The organism is Tabrizicola caldifontis, from assembly GCF_004762095.1.
Taxonomy (GTDB): Bacteria; Pseudomonadota; Alphaproteobacteria; order Rhodobacterales; family Rhodobacteraceae; genus Tabrizicola; species Tabrizicola caldifontis.
In genome coordinates, this window is sequence record NZ_SIJH01000006.1 from 42,002 (window position 1) to 63,175 (window position 21,174).

General features: G+C 65.8%; 13 protein-coding genes. 9 read left to right on the forward strand and 4 right to left on the reverse strand.

Annotated features, from left to right (window positions below):
• Nucleotides 1–116: 116 nt before the first annotated feature.
• From EYB42_RS06360 to EYB42_RS06390, 7 genes are read left to right on the forward strand one after another with little or no spacing between them, the layout of a single operon-like run.
• Nucleotides 117–2,540: a GcvT family protein gene (locus EYB42_RS06360; protein WP_135449031.1), complete on the forward strand. Its 2,424-nt coding sequence runs from the start codon at nt 117–119 to the stop codon at nt 2,538–2,540.
• On the forward strand, nt 2,537–3,574 hold the full coding sequence (locus tag EYB42_RS06365) for a zinc-binding dehydrogenase (protein WP_135449032.1): 1,038 nt from the start codon (nt 2,537–2,539) through the stop codon (nt 3,572–3,574). Before EYB42_RS06360 ends, EYB42_RS06365 begins: the two co-directional genes overlap by 4 nt.
• On the forward strand, nt 3,571–6,006 hold the full coding sequence (locus tag EYB42_RS06370) for a GcvT family protein (protein WP_135449033.1): 2,436 nt from the start codon (nt 3,571–3,573) through the stop codon (nt 6,004–6,006). Before EYB42_RS06365 ends, EYB42_RS06370 begins: the two co-directional genes overlap by 4 nt.
• Entirely contained in the window at nt 6,003–7,568 is a 1,566-nt protein-coding gene (locus EYB42_RS06375; RefSeq protein ID WP_135449034.1) for a trimethylamine methyltransferase family protein, read from the forward strand. Before EYB42_RS06370 ends, EYB42_RS06375 begins: the two co-directional genes overlap by 4 nt.
• Nucleotides 7,569–7,575: 7 nt before the next feature.
• A complete protein-coding gene (locus tag EYB42_RS06380; RefSeq protein ID WP_135449035.1) occupies nt 7,576–9,009 on the forward strand; it encodes an aldehyde dehydrogenase family protein in 1,434 nt (477 codons plus the stop codon).
• Nucleotides 9,010–9,061: 52 nt separating this feature from the next.
• The gene (locus EYB42_RS06385; protein ID WP_135449036.1) at nt 9,062–9,961 is read left to right on the forward strand and encodes an NAD(P)-dependent oxidoreductase; all 900 of its coding nucleotides are present in this window, start codon (nt 9,062–9,064) and stop codon (nt 9,959–9,961) included.
• 5 nt (nt 9,962–9,966) lie between these two features.
• On the forward strand, nt 9,967–11,085 hold the full coding sequence (locus EYB42_RS06390; RefSeq protein ID WP_135449037.1) for a cystathionine gamma-lyase: 1,119 nt from the start codon (nt 9,967–9,969) through the stop codon (nt 11,083–11,085).
• 50 nt (nt 11,086–11,135) lie between these two features.
• On the opposite strand, the gene EYB42_RS06395 is transcribed toward EYB42_RS06390, so the two are convergent.
• The 4 genes from EYB42_RS06395 to radA form a co-directional block, all read right to left on the reverse strand.
• Nucleotides 11,136–11,792, reverse strand: a complete 657-nt coding sequence (locus EYB42_RS06395) for an SDR family NAD(P)-dependent oxidoreductase (protein WP_135449038.1) — start codon at nt 11,790–11,792, stop codon at nt 11,136–11,138.
• 224 nt (nt 11,793–12,016) lie between these two features.
• A complete protein-coding gene (purF, locus tag EYB42_RS06400; protein WP_135449039.1) occupies nt 12,017–13,480 on the reverse strand; it encodes an amidophosphoribosyltransferase in 1,464 nt (487 codons plus the stop codon).
• A gap of 92 nt (nt 13,481–13,572) precedes the next feature.
• Nucleotides 13,573–14,190 (reverse strand): CvpA family protein, encoded by a 618-nt coding sequence (locus EYB42_RS06405; protein WP_135449040.1) that lies wholly within the window; start codon nt 14,188–14,190, stop codon nt 13,573–13,575.
• A gap of 34 nt (nt 14,191–14,224) precedes the next feature.
• The gene (radA, locus tag EYB42_RS06410) at nt 14,225–15,583 is read right to left on the reverse strand and encodes a DNA repair protein RadA (RefSeq protein ID WP_135449041.1); all 1,359 of its coding nucleotides are present in this window, start codon (nt 15,581–15,583) and stop codon (nt 14,225–14,227) included.
• Nucleotides 15,584–15,684: 101 nt separating this feature from the next.
• Here radA and EYB42_RS06415 point away from each other — a divergent pair, with 101 nt between their 5' ends.
• The gene (locus EYB42_RS06415) at nt 15,685–16,851 is read left to right on the forward strand and encodes a M20 aminoacylase family protein (RefSeq protein ID WP_135449042.1); all 1,167 of its coding nucleotides are present in this window, start codon (nt 15,685–15,687) and stop codon (nt 16,849–16,851) included.
• A 145-nt stretch (nt 16,852–16,996) separates the two neighbouring features.
• Complete coding sequence (locus tag EYB42_RS06420; protein ID WP_135449043.1) at nt 16,997–20,986, forward strand: PAS domain S-box protein; 3,990 nt, start codon at nt 16,997–16,999, stop codon at nt 20,984–20,986.
• The last annotated feature ends 188 nt before the right edge of the window (nt 20,987–21,174 follow it).

The following is a 21,174-nucleotide window of genomic DNA, read 5'->3' on the forward strand; positions in this document are numbered from 1 at the left end:
AGTCTTGGAAAGCAGCAAGAGGTCTTGATCGATTTTCCCGATCAATAGCCCGGTTCCGACCGAATTGAAAGCGGGCGAGTTGCGGCGGATAGTGGCGCCGCAAAGGGGAGGCGGCGATGGCGGAATTTGCATCTGCACGGGTGGCGATCATCGGGGGCGGGGCGGTCGGGGCCTCGGCACTGTATCACCTGGCCAAGGCGGGCTGGACGGACTGCATCCTGTTGGAGAAGAACGAGCTGACCGCCGGATCGACCTGGCATGCGGCGGGCAACGTGCCGACCTTTTCGGCCAGCTGGTCGATCATGAACATGCAGCGTTATTCGGCGGGCCTTTACCGGGGCCTCGGCGAGGCGGTGAACTATCCGATGAACTACCATGTGACCGGGTCGGTGCGCCTGGGCCACTCGAAGGAACGGCTGCAGGAGTTCCGCCGCGTCGTCGGCATGGGCCGCTATCAGGGGATGGATCTTGACATCCTGTCGCCAGAGGAGATCCGGTCGAAATATCCCTTCGTCGAGACGCACGATCTGACCGGGGCGCTGTATGACCCCTATGACGGCGACATCGACCCCGCGCAGCTGACCCAGGCCCTCGCGGCGGGGGCCCGGCAAATGGGCGCGCGGGTGGAACGGTTCTGCCCAGTGACGGCGGCGAAGTGGACCGGCAGCGCCTGGATCCTGTCCACCCCCAAGGGCGAGGTCCGCGCGGAATACGTGGTGAACGCGGGGGGCTACTATGCGGCCCAGGTGGGGGCGATGTTCGGCCGCCGCGTGCCGATGATGGTGATGAGCCACCAGTATCTGCTGTTCGATACTATCCCGGAACTGGAGGCCTGGACGAAGGAAGTGGGCCACAAGCTGCCTCTCCTGCGCGACGTGGACTCCTCCTACTACCTTCGGCAGGAGAAGATGGGCTTCAACCTCGGCCCCTACGAGAACCCCTGCCGCGCGCATTGGGCCACGCCCGACGACCCGATGCCCGAGGACTTTTCTTTCCAGCTTTTCCCCGACGATCTGGAGCGGCTGGAATGGCACATCAACGATGCCATGGCGCGGGTGCCGCTGTTGCAGAAGGCGGCGCTGCAGAAGGTCATCAACGGCCCGATCCCCTATACGCCGGACGGCAACCCGCTGATCGGGCCCATGCCGGGCGTGCCGAACGCCTTCGAGGCCTGCGTCTTCACATTCGGCATCTGCCAGGCGGGCGGAGCGGGCAAGGTGCTGGCGGAATGGGTGACCGAAGGCGGCACCGAATGGGACATGTGGTCCTGCGACCCGCGCCGCTTCACCGGCTGGGAGGATCACGACTACTGCGTGCAGAAGGGCATGGAGGTCTATGGCCACGAATATGCCATGCATTTCCCGATGGCCCGCTGGCCCGCCGCGCCCGACCGCAAGCTTTCGCCGGTTCATGACCGGCTCAAGGCGCTCGGCGCCCAGTTCGCGCCCTACAACGGCTGGGAGCGCGCCGAATGGTTCGCGGCTCCCGGCGACGACACGAGCTGGGAGGCGACCCAGACCTGGGGCCGCGCAGGCCCGTGGGAGCCGCGCATCCGCGCTGAATGCGAGGCGGTGCGTGACGGGGTCGGCGTGCTCGACCTGCCGGGCTTCACCAGGCTCAGGCTTGTTGGCCCCGGCGCGCGGGCGCATCTGGCGCGGCTGACGGCATCCAGACTGCCCCAGCCGGGGAGGATCGGGCTGATCTACTTCGCCGATGACCGCGGGCGCATCGTGACCGAGATGACCTGCATTCCGGCCAGCGACGAGGATGTGGGGCTGATTACTGCCGCAGTGGCGCAGTCCCACGATGCCGACCTTCTGCGCAAGGGCCTGCCCGAGGGTGTGGAGTTGCAGGACTGGTCGGACCGCGTGCATTGCTTCATCGTCACCGGCCCGAAGTCGCGCGACCTGCTGGCCTCAATCAGCGAGGGCGATCTGACACTGCCCTGGTTGTCGGTGCAGGAGGCGAAGGTTGCAGGAAAGGACGTGGCGCTGGTGCGCGTCTCCTTCGCTGGGGAACTTGGCTGGGAGATCCACTGCGACCGCGCTGATGCCCCCGCGATCTTTGATGCGCTGCTGGCTGGCGGTGCGAAACCCTTCGGGATGAAGGCACTGAACAGCCTTCGCATCGAAAAGGGCTATCGCGCCTGGAAGGGCGATCTTTCGACCGACTATTCCCTGCTGGAAGGCGGGCTTGACCGGTTCATCGACTGGAACCACGACTTCCCCGGCAAGGCGGCCCTGCTGGCCGAGAAGCAGCGGGGGGTCAGGAAGCGCTTTGTCAGCCTGAAGGTCGAGGCCGGCGAATGCGACGCGCCCTACATGTCCACCCTCTGGCATCAGGGGCAGGTTGTTGGCGAGACGACCTCGGGCGCCTGGGGCTATCGGGTTGGACATTCGATGGCGCTTGGAATGCTCCGGGCAGATCTGGCAGTGCCGGGGACCGAGGTCGAGGTCGAGATCTTCGGCGACAGGGTGAAGGCGACCGTTCTGCCCGACGGCACGGCCTGGGACGCCAAGAACGAGCGTATCCGGGCATGAACGGGGTTCCGGCCACGATGTCGGCTGTGCAGCTCGTTGGTCACGGCGGGCCGGAAATGCTTGTGTGGCGCGATGACCTGCCCGTGCCCCGGCCAGGCCCTGGCGAGGTGCTGGTCAGGGTTCTGGCGGCCGGTGTCAACATGACCGACATCAACACCCGGCTTGGCTGGTACGGCAGTGGGGATCGCAAGTCGGGCTGGGCGGGCGAACTGGTCTTTCCACGCATCCAGGGTTCAGACCTCTGCGGGCGGATCGTGGCGCTTGGGCCAGGTGTCGGGGGGCTTTCGCTGGGCGCCCGCGTCATCTGCCCGACGAACCAGCACGAGCCGACCCGCGAAAACCCGATCAACTTTGCGTCCATCGGATCAGAATTCGACGGGGCCTTTGCCGACTATTGCCTGGTGAAGGCGCGCCATCTGCATGATGTCTCGGCCTCACCCCTGACAGACATCGAGATCGGCGCCATGCCCTGCGCCTATGGCACGGCGGAAAACCTTCTGTCCCGTGCCGAAGTTGCCCGGGGCGAACGCGTGCTGGTCACTGGCGCTTCGGGCGGGGTGGGGCTGGCTGCGGTGCAACTGGCGCTGCTGCGCGGGGCCGAAGTCACGGCGCAGTGCAGTCCGGCGAAATCGGCCCCGCTGCGTGCGCTTGGGGCGGCCATCCTGCCGCGCGAGGCAACGCCGCCGGCGCGGGCTTTCGATGTTGTGGTCGATGTCGTCGGCGGCGACGGTTTCCAGGCGCGCCTTGATGCTCTGCGACCCGGGGGCCGTTATGCCACTTCTGGCGCGGTCGGCGGACCCCTGGTCAGCGGGGATCTGCGCAGCGTCTATCTGAACGACCTCACGCTTTTCGGCGCCACCCACCAGCCGCGCGAGGTCTTCGCGCGTCTTGTTTCCATCATCAACTCTGGCGGGGTCCGGCCGGTCGTCTCGAAGACCTACCCCTTGCGCGACATCGCCCAGGCGCAGGCCGATCTGGCGACGGGGCGCTATCCCGGCAAACTTGTCCTTGTTCCCTCGGAGGCACTTCCATGAGCGTCCCCTCGAAAGCGCGCGCCGTTGTCATCGGTGGTGGCGTTTCCGGCTGTTCGGTGGCCTATCATCTGGCCAAGGCGGGCTGGACCGATGTGGTTCTGCTGGAAAGACGCAAGCTGACCAGCGGCACGACCTGGCACGCGGCGGGGCTGATCGGGCAGTTGCGCGGCAGCGCCAACATGACCCGACTGGCGAAATATTCTGCCGATCTCTACCGCGGGCTCGAGGCCGAGACCGGGGTCGCCACGGGAATGCGGCAGGTGGGGTCCATTTCGGTGGCGCTGACGGCCGAACGGCATGAGGAACTGCTGCGGCAGGCAACGGTGGCGCGAATCTTCGATGTCGAGGTGCACGAAATTTCGCCATCAGAGGTGAAGTCGCGCTATCCGCATCTGAACATCGAGGGCGTTGTCGGGGCCGTCGCCCTGCCGCTGGACGGCCAGTGCGACCCGGCCAACATCGCCATGGCCCTGGCCAAGGGCGCCCGGATGCGGGGGGCCCAGATTTTCGAGATGACGCGGGTTTCGCGCGTGACCACCGCCAATGGCCGCGTCACCGGGGTGGATTACGAAACGGCCGAGGGACCGGGCCATATCGAGACCGACATCGTCGTGAACTGTGGCGGGATGTGGGGGCGCGACCTTGCGGCGCAGAACGGTGTCACCCTGCCGTTGCATGCCTGCGAACACTTCTACCTGGTCACCGAACCGATCGAGGGCCTGGGCGAGCTGCCCGTTCTCAGGGTGCCCGACGAATGCGCCTACTACAAGCAGGATGCCGGCAAGATGATGCTGGGCGCCTTCGAGCCCAAGGCCAAGCCCTGGGGGATGGACGGCATCCGGCCCGATTTCGAGTTCGACACCCTGCCCGAGGACTGGGAGCATTTCATGCCCATCCTGGAAATGGCGACGCACCGGATGCCGCTGTTCCAGACCGCAGGAATCCACACCTTCTTCAACGGCCCCGAAAGTTTCACCCCCGACGACCGCTACTACCTGGGCGAGGCACCGGAACTGAAGGGATACTGGATCGCCGCCGGATACAATTCCATCGGGATCGTCAGTTCGGGCGGGGCCGGTCAGGCGCTGGCGCACTGGATCACCGAAGGCGAGCCGCCCTTCGACCTGTGGGAAGTTGACATCCGCCGCGCCCAGCCCTTCCAGAAGAACCGCCGCTATCTGAAGGAAAGGGTCAGCGAAACCCTTGGGCTGCTTTACGCCGACCATTTCCCCTACCGGCAGATGGCCACTGCTCGCGGTGTCCGGCGCAGCCCGATTCACGAACATCTGAAGGCGCGCGGTGCGGTCTTCGGCGAGGTCGCCGGCTGGGAACGTGCCAACTGGTTCGCCAACCCGGGGCAGGAGCGGGAATACCGCTATTCCTGGAAGCGACAGAACTGGTTCGACAACCAGCGCGCCGAACATATGGCCGTGCGCACCGGTGCGGGCCTGTTCGACATGACCAGCTTCGGCAAGATCCGCGTGGAAGGGCGCGATGCCTGCCGCTTCCTGAACCGCATCTGTTCGGCGCAGGTGGATGTGCCCGAAGGCCGCATCGTCTATACCATGTTCCTCAATGATCGCGCGGGGATAGAGGCTGATCTTACCGTGACCCGCCTTTCCGAGACCGCCTTCCTTGCCGTTGTTCCGGGCGCCACACTGCAACGCAACCTCGCCTGGATGCGCGCCCGTGTGGGCGAGGATTTCGCCGTGATTACCGATGTCACGGCAGCCGAATCCGTCCTGTGCCTGATGGGGCCGAAGGCGCGGGAGGTTCTGTCCAGAGTTTCTCCGAACGACTTCGGTAATGCCGCGCATCCGTTTGGTATGGCAAAGGAAATCGAGATCGGCATGGGCCTCGCCCGCGCCCACCGCGTCACATATGTCGGAGAGCTGGGGTGGGAGCTGTACATACCGACCGACCAGACCGCCCATGTCTTCGAGACCCTGATGGAGGCCGCGCCCGAGCTGAAGCTGTGCGGCCTTCACACGCTCGACTCCTGCCGGATCGAGAAGGCCTACCGCCACTGGGGTCACGACATCACCGACGAGGATCATGTCCTGGAAGCCGGCCTCGGCTTCACCGTCAGTCGGAAGAAGCCCGCCTTCATCGGGCGCGAGGCGGTCCTGCGCAAGGAACAGCAGGGCCTTGACCGGCGCATGGTCCAGTTCCGGCTGAAGGATCCCGAAGCCCTGCTGTTCCATAACGAGGCCATAGTCCGCGACGGCAGGATCGTCGGACCCGTGACCAGCGGCAACTATGGCCACTTCCTCGGCGGGGCCATCGGCATGGGCTATGTGCCCGCCAAGGGCCAGACCGACGACGACATCCTGTCGTCGCGCTATGAAATCGAGGTGGCAGGCCGGCGGCACGAGGCCATCGCCTCGCTTGTCCCGATGCACGATCCGAACTCTGAAAGGATAAAGGCATGACCGAGCTCTCCGACCTTCCGGGCGAGACCTGCGAACCGGCCCGCGCCCGCCGCGCCGGGGGCCGACAGGCCCGCGTGGCGCTGCGGTCCGCGCCGCTGGCCGAGGACATCCGTCCCGTACGTGCCGGCCTTCCCGGGGGGCAATACAAGCCCCTGACCGATGCGGGCGTTCAGCAGATTCACGCTGCGGCACTGGATGCGCTGGAACAGATCGGCCTCAGTCAGGCCCCCGCCTCGGGCGTGAAGATCCTGACCGAAGCCGGCGCGATACTGGGCGAGGATGGCCGTATCCGCTTTCCCCGCGCCCTCGTCGAGGACATGCTGGCCATTGCGGCACGCGACATAACGCTTTACGCCCGAGACCCGAGGCACGACCTTCACCTTTCCGGCAGCAACGTGCATTACGGCACGGCAGGTGCGGCGGTGCATGTCGTCGATCCGGTGACGCTGGAGTATCGGGACAGCACCGCGCAGGATCTTTATGATGCGGCGCGGCTGGTGGACAACCTGGACAACATCAACTTCTACCAGCGCACCATGGTCTGCCGCGATGTGGCGGATAACCGAGAGATGGATCTGAATACGCTTTACGCCTGCCTGGCCGGCACCGTGAAGCATGTGGGCACCAGTTTTTCCGACCCCTCGCATGTCGCCGATTGTTTCGAGATGATCTACATGGTCGCGGGCGGCGAGGAGAAGTGGCTTGAACGCCCCTTTGTCAGCAATTCCAACTGCTTCGTCGTGCCGCCGATGAAATTCGCCGAGGAATCCTGCGTCACGATGGAAGATTGTGTCCGGCGGGGTATGCCGATGCTGCTACTGTCGGCCGGGCAGGCCGGAGCCACCGCACCTGCGCCGATCGCGCTGGCCATCGTGCAGGCGGTGGCCGAATGCCTGGCGGGCGTGGTCTATGTGAACGCCATCAAGCCCGGTGCGCCGGCAATCTTCGGAACCTGGCCATTTGTTTCCGATCTGAGAACGGGCGCCATGTCGGGCGGGTCGGCCGAGCAGGCGCTGCTGACGGCAGGATGCGCGCAGATGCACCGGTTCTATGGCCTTCCGGGCGGAGCAGCCAGCGGGATCAGCGACTCGAAGCTGCCCGACATGCAGGCCGGATGGGAGCAGGGCATCACCAACGCGCTGGCGGGCCTTGCGGGGTTGAACATGTGCTATGAGGCGGTTGGGATGCATGCCTCGTTGCTGGGGTTCTGTCTGGAAAGCCTGATCCTGGGCGATGACCTGCTGGGCCAGGCGATGCGGCTGGTGCGGGGAATCGACGTGACCCCTGACACCACAAGCATCGACGCGATGAAAGAGGTCTGTCTGGGCGGGCCCGGGCATTACCTCGGGTCGGACCAGACGCTGAGGCTGATGCAGACCGAGTACATCTATCCGCAAACGGCCAACAGAATGTCGCCCAAGGAATGGACAGAGGCAGGCAAACCGCTTCTGCTTGACACCGCCATTGCGCGGAAGAACCATATCTTGTCGAAAGCCGGTTGCCGCGTTGACCCAGAGATCGACCGCGCGATCCGCGCCCGCTTCAACATCTACTTCAAGTGAGGTCTGAATGATCCCCGCCAACATGCTGAAATTCTATATAAATGGCCAGTGGGTGGACCCCATTTCGAAGGCCCGGATGGGCGTCGAAAACCCGGCGACCGAGGAAATCGTCTGCGAAGTCGCCATGGGCAACCGCGAAGATGCCGACCGCGCCATCGCCGCGGCCCGCGCCGCCTTTGACGGCTGGACCTACACCCCTGTGAAAGAGCGCATCGCCCTGTTGAAGCGCATCCTCGAGATCTACAACGAACGATACGAGGATTTCGCCCAGGTCATGTCCACCGAGATGGGCGCCCCGATCACATGGGCGCGCAATGCCCAGGCTTGGGCCGGGCAGGTGCATATCGAAAGCACGATCAAGGCGGCCGAGGAATTCGCATGGGAATACAACCGCGGCACGACGCGGATCATCCATGAAGGCATCGGTGTCTGTTCGCTGATCACGCCGTGGAACTGGCCGATGAACCAGATTGCCTGCAAGGTGGCCCCGGCCCTGGTTGCCGGCTGCACCATGGTGCTGAAACCTTCGGAAATCGCGCCGCTTTCGGGCACGCTCTTTGCGCAGGTCTGCCATGATGCAGGCGTACCGCCGGGGGTGTTCAACCTGGTTCATGGCGCGGGGCCCGAGGTCGGTGCGCGGATGTCTGAACATCCCGAAGTGGACATGGTCAGCTTCACTGGCTCGACCCGCGCCGGAACCGCGATTGCCGCGGCGGCCGCGCCTACCGTCAAGCGCGTGGCCCAGGAACTGGGCGGCAAGTCGCCCAACATCATCCTGCCCACGGCCGATCTGGCCGAGGCCATCTCTGCCGGCGTCACTGCGGTGATGTCGAACACCGGTCAGTCCTGCGACGCACCGACCCGGATGCTGGTGCCGCGTGACCGCCAGGCAGAGGCGCTGAAGATCGCGAAGGAGGCTGCGGACAAGATCAAGGTCGGCGATCCGCGCGACGAGGCTACCGAGATGGGCCCGCTGGTGTCGAAGCTGCAGTTCGAAAAGGTCCAGCGCCTGATCCAGGCCGGGATCGACGAGGGCGCCACGCTGGTCACGGGCGGCCTCGGCCGGCCGGCCGACCTGAACCGCGGCTGGTTCGTGCGGCCCACGGTCTTTGGCGATGTGGTCAATTCGATGACCATCTCGAAGGAAGAGATCTTCGGCCCGGTGCTGGCGATCCAACCCTATGACAGCATCGAGGACGCCATCGCCCAGGCCAATGACACGGTCTATGGCCTTGCCGCCTACATCGCTGGCCCGGTTGAGGAAGCAAGGCCCGTGGCGCGGAAGTTGCGCGCCGGAACGGTAAACCTGAACTATCCCGACTGGGACACCTTCGCCCCCTTCGGCGGCTACAAGCAGTCCGGCAACGGACGCGAATATGCCGACTGGGGCATCCACGACTTCTGTGAGGTCAAGGGCATCGTCGGCTACGGCGAGGCCTGAGACCGGCCATTACGGGGCGGGCCGGTCCCGCCCCCATCCGATCGGGGACATCATGCATTACGGATATATCGGCCTTGGCAATCTCGGGGCCGCATGCGCCGGCTGTCTGGTGAAGGCAGGATTCAAGGTCACGGTCTTCGACCTGAATCCCGCCCTTGCCGCACCGCTTGTCGCCGCAGGCGCGACGCTGGCCGACAGCGCTCAGGATCTGGCGGCGGCGGTTGATCATGTCATCACCTGCCTGCCATCCCCGGCCGTTTCGGAAAAGGTGCTGCGCAACATCCTGCCGCACATGAAGTCCGGGGCAAGCTGGGTGGAGATGTCCACCCTTGGCCGAGACGAGGTCTTGCGCCTTGCCGCCATCGCTGCCGAAGCGGGGGTGCGCATGATGGAACTGCCGGTGACTGGCGGGGTTCATCTGGCACATCAGGGCAAGATCACCATGCTGGCCGGTGGCGACCGCGACCTGTTCGACCTGCATCACGGCGCGATGCAGGCGATGGGCGACAAGATCTTCCACATGGGCCCCTTGGGCAGCGCGTCGATCATCAAGGTCATCACCAACATGCTGGCCTTCATCCACCTGAAGGCCACCTCCGAGGCGCTGATGCTGGCAAGGCGAGGGGGGCTTGACCTCGCTCAGGCCTGGCATGCGATCAAGGCCTCGTCCGGCAATTCCTTTGTACACGAGACCGAAGGCGCGCTGATCCTGAACGGCAGCTACGACATCGCCTTCAATATCGACCTGGCACTGAAGGATCTGGGCTTTGCGCTGGAGTTCGGCAAGGAATTCGGTGTTCCGCTCGACCTCGCCAGCATGACAAATCAGACCTACATCGCCGCCCGGGCGGCCTATGGCGGCGATGCGCAGTCGCCGATGATTGCGAAACTGCTGGAGGATCTGCTGCACACCGATCTGCGCGCCCCAGGCTTCCCGGCCCGGCTGGAGTGACGGCATTGACCGACGACACCGCCGCCCGCTTTGCGCGGCTTCTGCATCATCGCAAGCCGGCGCTGGGGCAGGGCGACCCGATCGTGCCGCCAATCGTCGCCTCGGCCACCTTCCATCTGCCCACCGTGCAGTCTGGCGGGCAGTTCTACGGCCGCAATGGCAACCCCAGCTGGGATGCAGTCGAGGCGCAGCTTGCGATACTGGAAGGGGCCGAGGTTGCGGGATTCCCTTCCGGCATGGCGGCCATCGCGGCTGCACTGTTCGCCACGCTCAAGGTCGGGGACCGCCTGGTGATTCCCGCTGACGGGTACTATGTCACGCGCATCCTGTCCGACGGCTTCCTGGTGCCGCTGGGAATCGAGGTCGTGCAGATCGCCACCCGCGATTATGCCACGACCGATTTCTCTGGCGCTGCGGTGGTCTATCTTGAGACGCCATCGAACCCGGGGCTGGATGTGGTGGACATTGCCGAGGTGGCGGCCCGGGCAAAGGCCGCAGGCGCCAGGGTGATCGCCGACAATACCACGATGACGGCGCTGTTGCAGCGCCCGCTGGATCTGGGCTGTGATCTGGTGGTCGCCGCCGATACCAAGGCCCCGGCGGGGCATTCAGATGTGCTTTTCGGCCATGTGGCGGGGCGTGATTTCGCGCTCATGGCTCGGGTGCGCGACTGGCGGCGCATGGCGGGTGCGATTCCGGGGCCGTTCGAGGCCTTTCTGGTTCACCGTGGGATCGAGACGCTGGAGCTGCGGCTGGAACGGATGTGCGCCTCGGCCGCGGTGATCGCCGGGCGGCTGGCGGCGCATCCGGCCGTGCAGGGGCTGCGCTATCCCGGCTTGCCTGGCGATGCGTCGCATTGGGCCGTGGGCGGGCAGATGGCCAATGGCGGCTTTCTGATCGGCTTCGAGCTGGCCGATGCCGGGCTGGCGGAGCGTTTCCTTGCGGCCTGTCCGTTGCTGGCTCAGTCAACCAGCTTCGGCGCCACGCATTCGGCAGCGGAACGCCGGGCGCGCTGGGGCGATGCAGTGGCAGAGGGTTTCATCCGCCTTTCGGTCGGGATCGAACCGGTCGAGGCACTGTGGTCGGCGATCGATGCTGCCCTAGGGGCCGCTCTTCGGCCCTGAGGGGCCTACTCGCGGGCGATGACGCCCGTCAGGGCGGAAGAGCCCCGGTCTCAGAGCAGGTCGAGCAGACGCGCGGCTTCTGCCTGGACGTCGGCGAGCCTTGCGCGGTCTTCACCCGGGAAGAAGCGGGCACGGGTGGCGGTGGGCAGGGGCGCCGGTGTCTGGATCATGACCCTGGGCCCGTGTTTCGCCGTCTCGGCCTGCCAGCTGCGTGCAAGGGCAATCTGGGCAGCTTTCGTCGCGCCATAGGCGCCGAAGAAGGGTTTTCCTGCCTGGGGATCGTCAAGGAACAGGGCCGTGCCCCGATGGGCGCGCAGCAGCGGTTCAACCATAGGGATCAGCATCCCCGTGGCACGGGTGTTGGTTGCGATGGACTTGTCCCAGTCCTTCGGGTCGATGTGACCCGCCGGGGCAAGAGGCGCGGCATGAATCGCGGCATGGACCCACAGGCCAAGCCCGCCCCACCGGTCATGGATCGACCGGCACAGATGGCGCATCGCATCGTCGGTTGTCACATCCATCGGCGCAAGGGTCAGCCCGCCCGCGCCCGGCAGGCCCGCGCGCTTCACCCTGTCGTCCAGATCCTCCAGGCCGCCCACAGTGCGGGCAACCGCCACCACATGCCAGCCACGCAGGGCCAGCTGTTCGGCCATTGCAGACCCGAGGCCGCGCGAGGCGCCGGTGACGAGGGCGATCTTCTGGGTCATGTCCGGTCCTGTGGCTGATGTCGGTCCGGGGGTTTCACACCCCCGGACCCCCGTGGGATATTTGCGCAGAGAGGAAAGGGCAAGGGGCGCCGGGGTTCGGACACGGCGGACTTTTCATTCGCTTGCGCACGCCCTGGATGCGATTCATGTCTCAGGCGCTGCGGCTGCGATGTGTTGGCAGCACAGGGAAGGCACGGTGATGGAGAACGGAAGGGAAGGCCCGCTCACTCTGCCGCTTTCATCTGGAAGCCCTCCTCGATCTTGTCCGAGGGGATGATCGGGTAATCGCCCGAGAAGCAGGCATCGCAGAACTTCGGGGCTTTCGGATCGCGGCCGGCAGTTTCGCCAGCAGCGCGGTAAAGCCCGTCGAGCGAGATGAACTTTAGCGAGTTGACACCGATCCAGTCGCGCATCTCGTCTTCGCTCATCGTGGCGGCCAGGAGTTTGGACCGTTCGGGCGTGTCCACGCCGTAGAAGCAGGGCCAGGCAGTGGGGGGTGAGGCGATGCGGAAATGGACCTCGGCGGCGCCGGCCTCAAGGATCATGTCCTTGATCTTGCGGCTGGTCGTGCCGCGCACCACGCTGTCATCGACCAGGATCACCCGCTTGCCCTTGATGAGCGCGCGGTTGACGTTCAGCTTCAGCCGCACGCCCATGTTGCGGATGTGATCCGTGGGTTCGATGAAGGTGCGGCCCATGTACTGGTTGCGGATGATTCCCATGCCGAAGGGAATGCCGCTTTCATGGGCAAAGCCGATCGCGGCCGGCGTGCCCGAATCCGGCACCGGGCACACCAGATCGGCATCAACCGGCGCCTCGCGCGCAAGTTCCACCCCGATCTGCCGGCGGGTTTCATAGACCGAACGGCCGCCGATGATGCTGTCGGGGCGGCTGAAATAGACGTTCTCGAAGATGCAGAAGCGCGGAGAGGCAGGGGCGAAGGGGCGGGTGGAATGGACAGTGTCGTTTTCGATCACCACCATTTCGCCCGGTTCGATCTCGCGCACGAATTCTGCGCCGATGATGTCGAGCCCGCAGGTTTCGGACGAAAGCGCCCAGCCGCTATCGCCGATCCGGCCCAGCACCAGGGGGCGCACGCCAAGCGGGTCGCGCACGCCGATCAACTTGGTGCGCGTCATGGCGACCACGCTGAACGCGCCCTCTACCCGGCGCAGCGCATCCTTGATCCGTTCGGCAAGCGTCTTCTGAATCGACCGCGCCATCAGGTGGATGATGCATTCACTGTCCGAGGAGGACTGGAAGATCGACCCGCGCTCGATCAGTTCACGGCGCAGGGCTGCCGCGTTGGTCAGGTTGCCGTTGTGTGCGATGGCGCAACCGCCCATCGAGAATTCGCCGAAGAACGGCTGCACGTCGCGGATGGCTGTCGCGCCTTTCGAGCCCGCGGTGGAATAGCGCACATGGCCGATGGCCAGCGACCCCGGCAAGGTGTCCATGACGTCGGCCTTTGTGAAGTTGTCGCGGACATAGCCGAAGCGGCGGGCCGAGTTGAAGCCATGGTCGGGGTGGTAGCTGACGATCCCCCCGGCTTCCTGCCCCCGATGTTGCAGGGCATGCAGGCCGAGGGCGACGAAGTTAGACGCATCGGCAACGCCGATCACGCCGAATATCCCGCACTCCTCCTTCAGCTTGTCGTCATCAAAGGGATGCGAGCGGAAGGGGGCCATTCGTCCGACTCCTGTCTAGGCGCGGTTGCCGGTCATTTACGGCAGCCGCGCCCCGGTGTCACGCCCTGAAACGCTATCAGGGATACGCCTCGTCAGTTCCCGGTCGCCGGGGGCGCAGGTTGTGCCGGGGCCGCTTCTGGGGTGACCGGGGCCACCCCGGGGGCGCAGATGTTGGTCAGTTCGTTGTAGCGGTCAACGATCCAGCCCGGCGCGTCCGAGGGGATGCTCTCGTCGATCTTGCTCTGGAAGTTGGCGAAGACCAGCGCCGTGCGCGATTCGTCGATCATCGGGATCGGGTTGGTCGAGAGTACCCGGTCATAGACGATGAATGCGATGGCGATCAGCAGCACACCCCGCGCAGCACCGAACAGGAAGCCAAGCGCCTGGTCGATGCCGCCCAGCGCCGACCGCTGCACCGCACCGGAAAATAGCGGCGTGAACAGTGCGGCAACGATCAGGCCGATGACGAAGACGCCGGAAAAGGCTGCGACGACCGAAAGCTCGCAGCTGTCGGACAGGAACTCTCCCACAACGGGAAGCTCCTTGACCAGCGGCTGGACCGTGGGGGCGAAGTAGTAGGCGGCGATGGCGGCACCGATCCAGCCCAGGATCGCCATCAGTTCCCGCACCAGCCCGCGCGAGAAGGCGAGGATCGACGAGATGATGATGATGAGCGCTGCACCACCATCAACCGCGGTCAAGTTTTCCATACTTCAGTCCCCATTCCCGGTTTCTTGCGAAGGCTTATCCTGCCCCGAACATTTCACCCACGAAGGCCGTCAGGTCCGGCATCCGCCTAATTGTCATGGTTTCGCCCTCGGCTATCCTGGACTGCGAGGGCAAGGTCGCCTGTGAGAAACCAAGTTTCGAGGCTTCTTTCAACCTGTTTTCCGTCTGCCCGACCGGCCGCAGCGCCCCCGAAAGGCTGATTTCGCCGAAAAGCACCATGTCGGGCGGGATCGCCACATCCTCGCGCGCCGACAGAAGCGCGCCGGCCACCGCGAGATCGGCGGCAGGTTCAGAGACCCGCAGCCCCCCCGCGACGTTCAGAAACACGTCGAGCCCGGCGAAGGGAATGCCGCAGCGGGCCTCGAGCACGGCAAGAATGGTCGAGACGCGGCCGCTGTCCAGCCCCACCACGGTGCGGCGCGGGCTTGCAAGGGTGGATGGGGCGACCAGGGCCTGGATCTCGGTCAGCACAGGGCGGGTGCCCTCGATACCTGCAAAGACGGCCGACCCGGGCGCCGGCTGGTCGCGGTTGCCCAGGAACAGAGCCGATGGGTTCGGCACCTCGGCAAGGCCCGTGCCTGTCATCTCGAAGACCCCGATCTCGTCTGCCGGTCCGAAGCGGTTCTTCACCGCGCGCAGGATGCGGAACTGGTGGCCCCGCTCGCCCTCGAAATACAGGACGGTATCGACCATGTGTTCGACGACGCGGGGTCCGGCGATCTGGCCCTCTTTGGTGACATGGCCGACCAGCACCACAGCGACGCCCCGTCTCTTGGCGAAGGTCACCAGTTCGTGCGCAGCGGCGCGGACCTGGGATACGCTGCCCGGCGCGGCCTCGACGCTGTCCAGCCACATTGTCTGGATCGAATCGATCACTGCAAGCGCCGGGCGTTCGGTGTCCAGCGTGGTCAGGATGTCGCGCAGGGCGGTTTCCGCCCCAAGCTGGACCGCAGCATCGCCCAGGCCAAGCCGCTGGGCGCGCATCCGAACCTGGGCGGCGGCCTCCTCGCCGGAAATGTAGAGGCACTTCAACCCCTGTCGGGCAAAGCTGGCAGTCGCCTGCAACAGCAGGGTCGATTTCCCGATCCCCGGATCGCCGCCCACCAGAATGGCCGAGGCAGGCACCAGTCCGCCGCCTAGCACACGGTCCAGTTCGCCGATTCCCGATGCGGCGCGGGGCGGGGGGGCCTCGTCAGTGGCAAGGTCGGACAGGGGAATGGCCCGCCCCCTGGCCCCCAGGGCCTTGGGCCCGGTGGACAGCGGCGCCTCTTCGGCAATCGTGTTCCATCCGCCGCAGGCGTCGCATTTACCGGCCCACTTGCGATAGGCGGCGCCGCAGGCAGTGCAGGTGTATGTGGCAGTCTGTTTCATCATGGGGGACAGTGCCTGCAATCCTTGGCAGCATCAAGGCAGGCGCCAAGACCTCTTGCCGATCCCTCGGGAAAGGATCAGCTTGCTCGCAAAGGAGACCTGACATGCCGCCCAAGAACCGCTTTGCCGAACTTCTGCCGGAAATCACCGCCTGGCGCCGCGATTTCCACGAACACCCCGAGCTTCAGTTCGACGTGCATCGGACGGCGGCAAAGGTGGCCGGTCTGTGCCGCAGTTTCGGCTGTGACGAGGTGGTGGAAGGTATCGGCCGCACCGGTGTCGTGGCGGTGATCAGGGGCAGGTCCGACACCCGGGGACGGGTGATCGGCCTGCGCGCGGACATGGACGCGCTGCCCATCACCGAACAGACCGGTGTGCCCTATGCCTCCAAGACCCCGGGCAGGATGCATGCCTGCGGCCATGACGGACATACGGCCATGCTTCTGGGCGCGGCCAGGTATCTGGCCGAAACGCGGAATTTCGACGGCACCGTGGTCTGCATCTTCCAGCCCGCCGAAGAGGGCGGCGGCGGCGGCCGCGAAATGGTGCAGGATGGTCTCATAACGCGATGGAACATCCAGGAGGTTTACGGGATGCACAACATGCCCGGCATCCCGGTGGGCCATTTCGCGATCCGCCCCGGCCCGATGATGGCGGCAGCTGACCAGTTCGAGATCACGGTGACGGGCAAGGGTGGCCATGCCGCCAAGCCGCACGATTGCATCGACACGACGGTGGTCGCGGCCCATGTCATCGTGGCAATACAGACCATTGCCAGCCGGAATGTCGATCCGATGAAGCAGGTGGTCGTATCAGTCTGCACGGTTGAAACCGACAGCCCGGCGCACAACGTCATTCCGCAGACGGTCAAGATGAAGGGCACCGTCCGCACGCTGGACCCCAAGGTGCAGGATTTCGTCGAAACCCGGCTGGCGCAGGTGGTCGAGGGTACGGCCCTTGCACTTGGCGCCCGGGCCGAGATCAACTACCAGCGCGGCTATCCGGTGACAATCAACACCCCCGAGAACACCGAGTTCGCGGCGAAGGTCGCGGCCGAGGTCTCGGGCCATGTCGATACCGACACCGCGCCCCTTATGGGGGCCGAGGACTTCAGCTTCATGCTGAACGAACGGCCCGGGGCCTATATCTTCCTGGGCAACGGGGACACCGCGATGGTGCATCATCCGGCCTACAATTTCGACGACGCCGCCATTCCCTTCGGGGCCAGCTGGTATGCCGGCATGGCGGAAAGCCGAATGCCCGTGACCTGACCGGTCGAAAGGCCCGAATGCCGGGGCGGTCGTTGGCGTCGGCTCGCTGCTGCTGGTTCTCCCTCAGGCCCAAGGCAGTCGCCCGGGGTTGCGGGACAGGCGCATCTGACGAATACTCGCGGCATGGTTGACGGGCAGGGGCAGCATGGGACGCACGAAAAGGCCTGACCTGGCGGCGGCGCGTCCGGTGCGGACCGAGCTTCTGGTCATCGACCTGATGAACCGCCTGCTCGATCCCGGGCGCGACGGGATCGACCTTGCCCTGGACGAGGTGCTTGGGCGGATCGGAATGGCTTTCGGTCTGGACCGGGTGTTCCTGTTCCGCAACCGCCCTGACGGGACGCATTACAACAGCCATGAATGGGTCGCGCCTGGGGTGACGCCGCTGAAACCCCGGATGCAGGCGCTGTCGCCCACCGTGCGGGCAAGCTGGCACGCCGCTTTCGTTGCCGGAAGGCAGGTGCGCATTGCCAACCGCAATGATCTGCCCCCCGACATGCCGGAACGCCGTTTCCTGGAAGAGATCGGGGTCTGGTCCACGCTGATGCTGCCGCTGATGGACGGCGAACGTCTGATCGGCGTTATCGGCTACGACAGTCAGGTTCCCGACCGCATCTGGACCGAGGATGAGGTCGGACTGCTTTCCAGCGTGGGGCATGCGGTCTCGGCGGTGCTGGTGCGCCACGAGGCGGCAGCGGCAGAAGCGGCCATGCGGCAACATCTTGAGGCAACCTTGCAGGCGCTGCCCGATCTCGTGATCGAGATCTGTCCACAAGGTACGATCCTTGCCTGCCACAGCGACAAGCTGCCGTGGCTTTCCGGGCTGGTCCGCGCCGGCATCGGCCGTCCGCTGGCCGAGGTTCTGCCCGAGGCGCTGGCGCGTGTCCTGGGGCAGATCGTTGCCGACCCGCCGGCACCCCATACCCGCGTCACCCGTCGCGTGGGGCTTGCCTCGCTGGTCGCGCCGCACTGGTACGAAGTCTCGGTCGCGCAACTGCCGCAGGACAGGTCCGGCGCGCGCGTCGGCCTGGTCGCGGCAATCCGCGATCTGGCGGCAGCTGAAACCCCGAGCGCGATGGCTGCCTATCGCGAAGGCCAGTTCACCGCCTTCTTCGAGATGTGCCCGCATCCGATCCTTCTGAACGACTATGACACGGGCGAGCTTCTGGATGCCAACCGTGCCTTCCAGAAGGTCTTCGGCCTTGACCCCAAGGCAACGTCGGGCCTGCATCTGCGCAACCTTCTGCCAGCCGATGCGATGGCGGTGATCGGGCCGGCGATCGACGCGCTGCGCGAACAGCGCGTCTACGGCCCGCTGGAGGCGCGGCTGCGCCGGGTGGACGGCAGCTGTTTTCCGGCCGTGCTGCGCGGCTTCATGAGCATCGACCCGAACGGCCGCCGCCTTGTCTGGGCGCTGATCGAGGATGTGACCGAGATCCGCGCCAAGGAGGCGGCCCTGCTGGCCGAACAGAAGGCATTGGAGGAAACCCGCTCCCGCTTCCTGTCGGCCATCGAGGCACTGGACGATGGCTTTGCCATCTTCGATGCCGAGGACCGCCTGGTGCTGTGGAACAGCGCCTACACGCGCGTCTTTTCGCGGATCGCCGACCGGATCCGGCCTGGCGCGCTGTATGACGACCTGCTGCGCGCCGCGATAGATCACGGCGTGTTCGGCCCGCCGGGCGAACGCGATGACGCAGCCCTGCAGCGGCGTCTGAACCGCGGTCTGACCGAACCCTGGGATGGCGAGGACGAACTGGCCGACGGCCGGCTGATCCTGGTGCGCGAACGCTCTACCCCCGGCCGGGAAACGGTGGGGGGTTACGAGGACATCACCGCACGCCGTCTGGCGGACCGGCGGTTGCAACAGGTCGTGGACGGCGGTGAACTTGCCGTCTGGGATTGGGACATCGACCAGGGCCTTTCCACGATCAACGACCGCTGGCGGACAATGCTCGGCCATGACGGGCGATCTGCCACGATCGCCGATCTGTTCCGCCTTCTGCACCATCAGGACAGGTTCAGTGTTCTGGAAGAGCGGCGCCGGCTGTTCGAAGGCGGGGCGGACGATTTCGACTTTCTTTGCCGGATGCAGCATGCACAGGGACACTGGGTCTGGCTGCTGTCGCGCGGTCGTGTGCTGGCGCGCCGGTCCGATGGAACGCCGCGGCGCATCTCGGGGGTGACGCTGGATGTATCCGCCCGGATCGAGGCAGAACAGCGCCTGTCGCGGCTGATTGACGGGGCACAGGTCGGCACCTGGGAACACGACATGCGCACCGGCGTGACCCTGGTCAGCGAACGCTGGGCGGAAATCCTGGGGTATCGCGCGGCAGAACTGAACCCGATGCCGCTGTCGGTCTGGCTGGACCTGCTGCATCCTGATGACAAGCGCGATCTTCTGGAGCACGAGGCGCGGGCCTTCGCCGCCGGCCAGTGGCAGATCGAGCACGAGATACGCCTGCGCCATCGCGACGGGCACTGGGTCTGGATCCTGTCCCGGACGCAGGCCATCGAATGGGACGCGGCGGGCCGGCCGATCCGCACCAGCGGCGTCAATCTTGACATCTCGGCTGCCAAGGCCCTGGAGGCGGCGCTGGCGCGCGAACGCGACACGCTGGCGCGGATCATGGAAACGTCGGTCTCGGGCATCGTTGCGATCGATGGCGCCGGGCGCATCGTCTTTGCCAATGCCGCGGCCGAAGCCGTGCTTGGCCGGCCGATCGCCGCCGGAGATGACCTGCCGCGGATGCTGATTGAAGCGGCCGATCCTGGCGCAGCCGGCCAGGCGAACCTGCCCCTGATGCGCGCCATGTCGGGCGAGGGCGTCGGGCGGGACATGCGGCATGCGATCCGCTGGCCCGACGGCAGCCGCCGGGTGATCCTGGTCAACGCGGCCCGCCTGACAGCTCCTGACACCAGGCTATCGGTTGTCTGCGCCCTGACGGACATCACCGATGCCGTAGAAAACGAAGAGCGGCTGCGCGCAGCGATGATCGCGGCCGAGGCCGCGAACCGGGCAAAGTCTGACTTCCTGGCCGCGATGAGCCATGAGATGCGCACGCCGCTGAACGGCGTTCTCGGGATGGCGCGGGTCCTGGAAGGGCAGGAACAGGATCCGGACCGGCGCGAGATGCTGGGGATCATCCGTGAATCGGGCGATCATCTGCTGGCCGTGATCAACGACATCCTGGACCTTGCCAAGATCGAGGCGGGGCGTCTGGTACTGGACAGCCGCCCGCTGGATCTTTGCAGCCTGGTCGATCGTGTCCTGGGCGTTCATCGCGTTCAGGCCGGGGAAAAGGGGCTTGCACTGCGTCTGGTTTGCCGGGGTGAGAAGCGCGACCAGATCCGTCTGGGCGACGAGAAGCGGCTGGCGCAGATCCTGCACAACCTGGTCGGCAATGCCGTCAAGTTCACCGACCGCGGCGAGGTTTCGCTTTCGATCGACGCAACGGACGCCGAGCGGCTGGTGATGGAGGTCGCCGATACCGGACCGGGCATGACAGAGGACGATCTGGAACAGGTCTTCGAGGAATTCACCCAGGGCCAGGGCGGCCTGGCCCGGCAACACGGCGGCACCGGGCTGGGCCTGACGATCGTGCGGCGCCTTGCGCAGCTGATGGGGGGCGAGGTGGTGCTGTCCAGCGCGCCCGGCCAGGGCCTTTCGGCGCGGGTTGAAGTTGGGCTGCCCCGGCACGAAGGCCCGTTCGAAGCGGGCGATGCGGCCCGGCTGCCCGACCTTGCCGGCCTTCGGGTGCTGGCGGCCGAGGACAATGCAACCAACCGCATCATCCTGCACGGCGTGTTGCGCGCCTTGGGCATCGAGGCCGAGATCCTGCCGGATGGCGCGTCCGCGATCCGGCGCTGGCAGCAGGCGCCCTTCGACGCCGTGCTTCTGGATATTGCCATGCCGGGCTGCGACGGGCTGGCAACGCTTTCTGCCATGCAGGCAGCGGCGCAGGCTACGGGGTGTGCGCCTCCGGTCGCGCTGGCCGTGACGGCGAACGCCATGACGCACCAGGTTCAGGACTACCGCGCGAAGGGTTTTGCCGGTGTCGTGGCCAAGCCCTTGCAACCCGAAGACCTTGCCCGCGCGCTGATCGCCGCGCTGCCGTCGCTGCGAACCACCTGAAAGCGCCGCGGGCTGTCCCGTCGGGGCAAGGCGGGGCCAGCCCTCCGCCCCCGGTCGGATTGCGAAATCGGCTTTGACAGGACGATCGACCACGGCGAAACATTGGCCTGTTGCTTCGGAGATGTCGCAATGCCTTGCCTGCAATTTTCCCTTGCCTGCGACGGGACGGCCCCGCTTCCGGTGATGGA

Excerpts from the sequence above, each read along its gene's own strand:
- EYB42_RS06380 (WP_135449035.1), top strand. The coding sequence starts at position 7,576 with ATGATCCCCGCCAACATGCTGAAATTCTATATAAATGGCCAGTGGGTG.
- EYB42_RS06365 (WP_135449032.1), top strand. The coding sequence starts at position 2,537 with ATGAACGGGGTTCCGGCCACGATGTCGGCTGTGCAGCTCGTTGGTCAC.
- EYB42_RS06360 (WP_135449031.1), top strand. The coding sequence starts at position 117 with ATGGCGGAATTTGCATCTGCACGGGTGGCGATCATCGGGGGCGGGGCG.
- radA (WP_135449041.1), bottom strand. The coding sequence starts at position 15,583 with ATGATGAAACAGACTGCCACATACACCTGCACTGCCTGCGGCGCCGCC.
- EYB42_RS06385 (WP_135449036.1), top strand. The coding sequence starts at position 9,062 with ATGCATTACGGATATATCGGCCTTGGCAATCTCGGGGCCGCATGCGCC.
- EYB42_RS06395 (WP_135449038.1), bottom strand. The coding sequence starts at position 11,792 with ATGACCCAGAAGATCGCCCTCGTCACCGGCGCCTCGCGCGGCCTCGGG.
- EYB42_RS06405 (WP_135449040.1), bottom strand. The coding sequence starts at position 14,190 with ATGGAAAACTTGACCGCGGTTGATGGTGGTGCAGCGCTCATCATCATC.
- EYB42_RS06420 (WP_135449043.1), top strand. The coding sequence starts at position 16,997 with ATGGGACGCACGAAAAGGCCTGACCTGGCGGCGGCGCGTCCGGTGCGG.
- purF (WP_135449039.1), bottom strand. The coding sequence starts at position 13,480 with ATGGCCCCCTTCCGCTCGCATCCCTTTGATGACGACAAGCTGAAGGAG.
- EYB42_RS06415 (WP_135449042.1), top strand. The coding sequence starts at position 15,685 with ATGCCGCCCAAGAACCGCTTTGCCGAACTTCTGCCGGAAATCACCGCC.
- EYB42_RS06375 (WP_135449034.1), top strand. The coding sequence starts at position 6,003 with ATGACCGAGCTCTCCGACCTTCCGGGCGAGACCTGCGAACCGGCCCGC.
- EYB42_RS06370 (WP_135449033.1), top strand. The coding sequence starts at position 3,571 with ATGAGCGTCCCCTCGAAAGCGCGCGCCGTTGTCATCGGTGGTGGCGTT.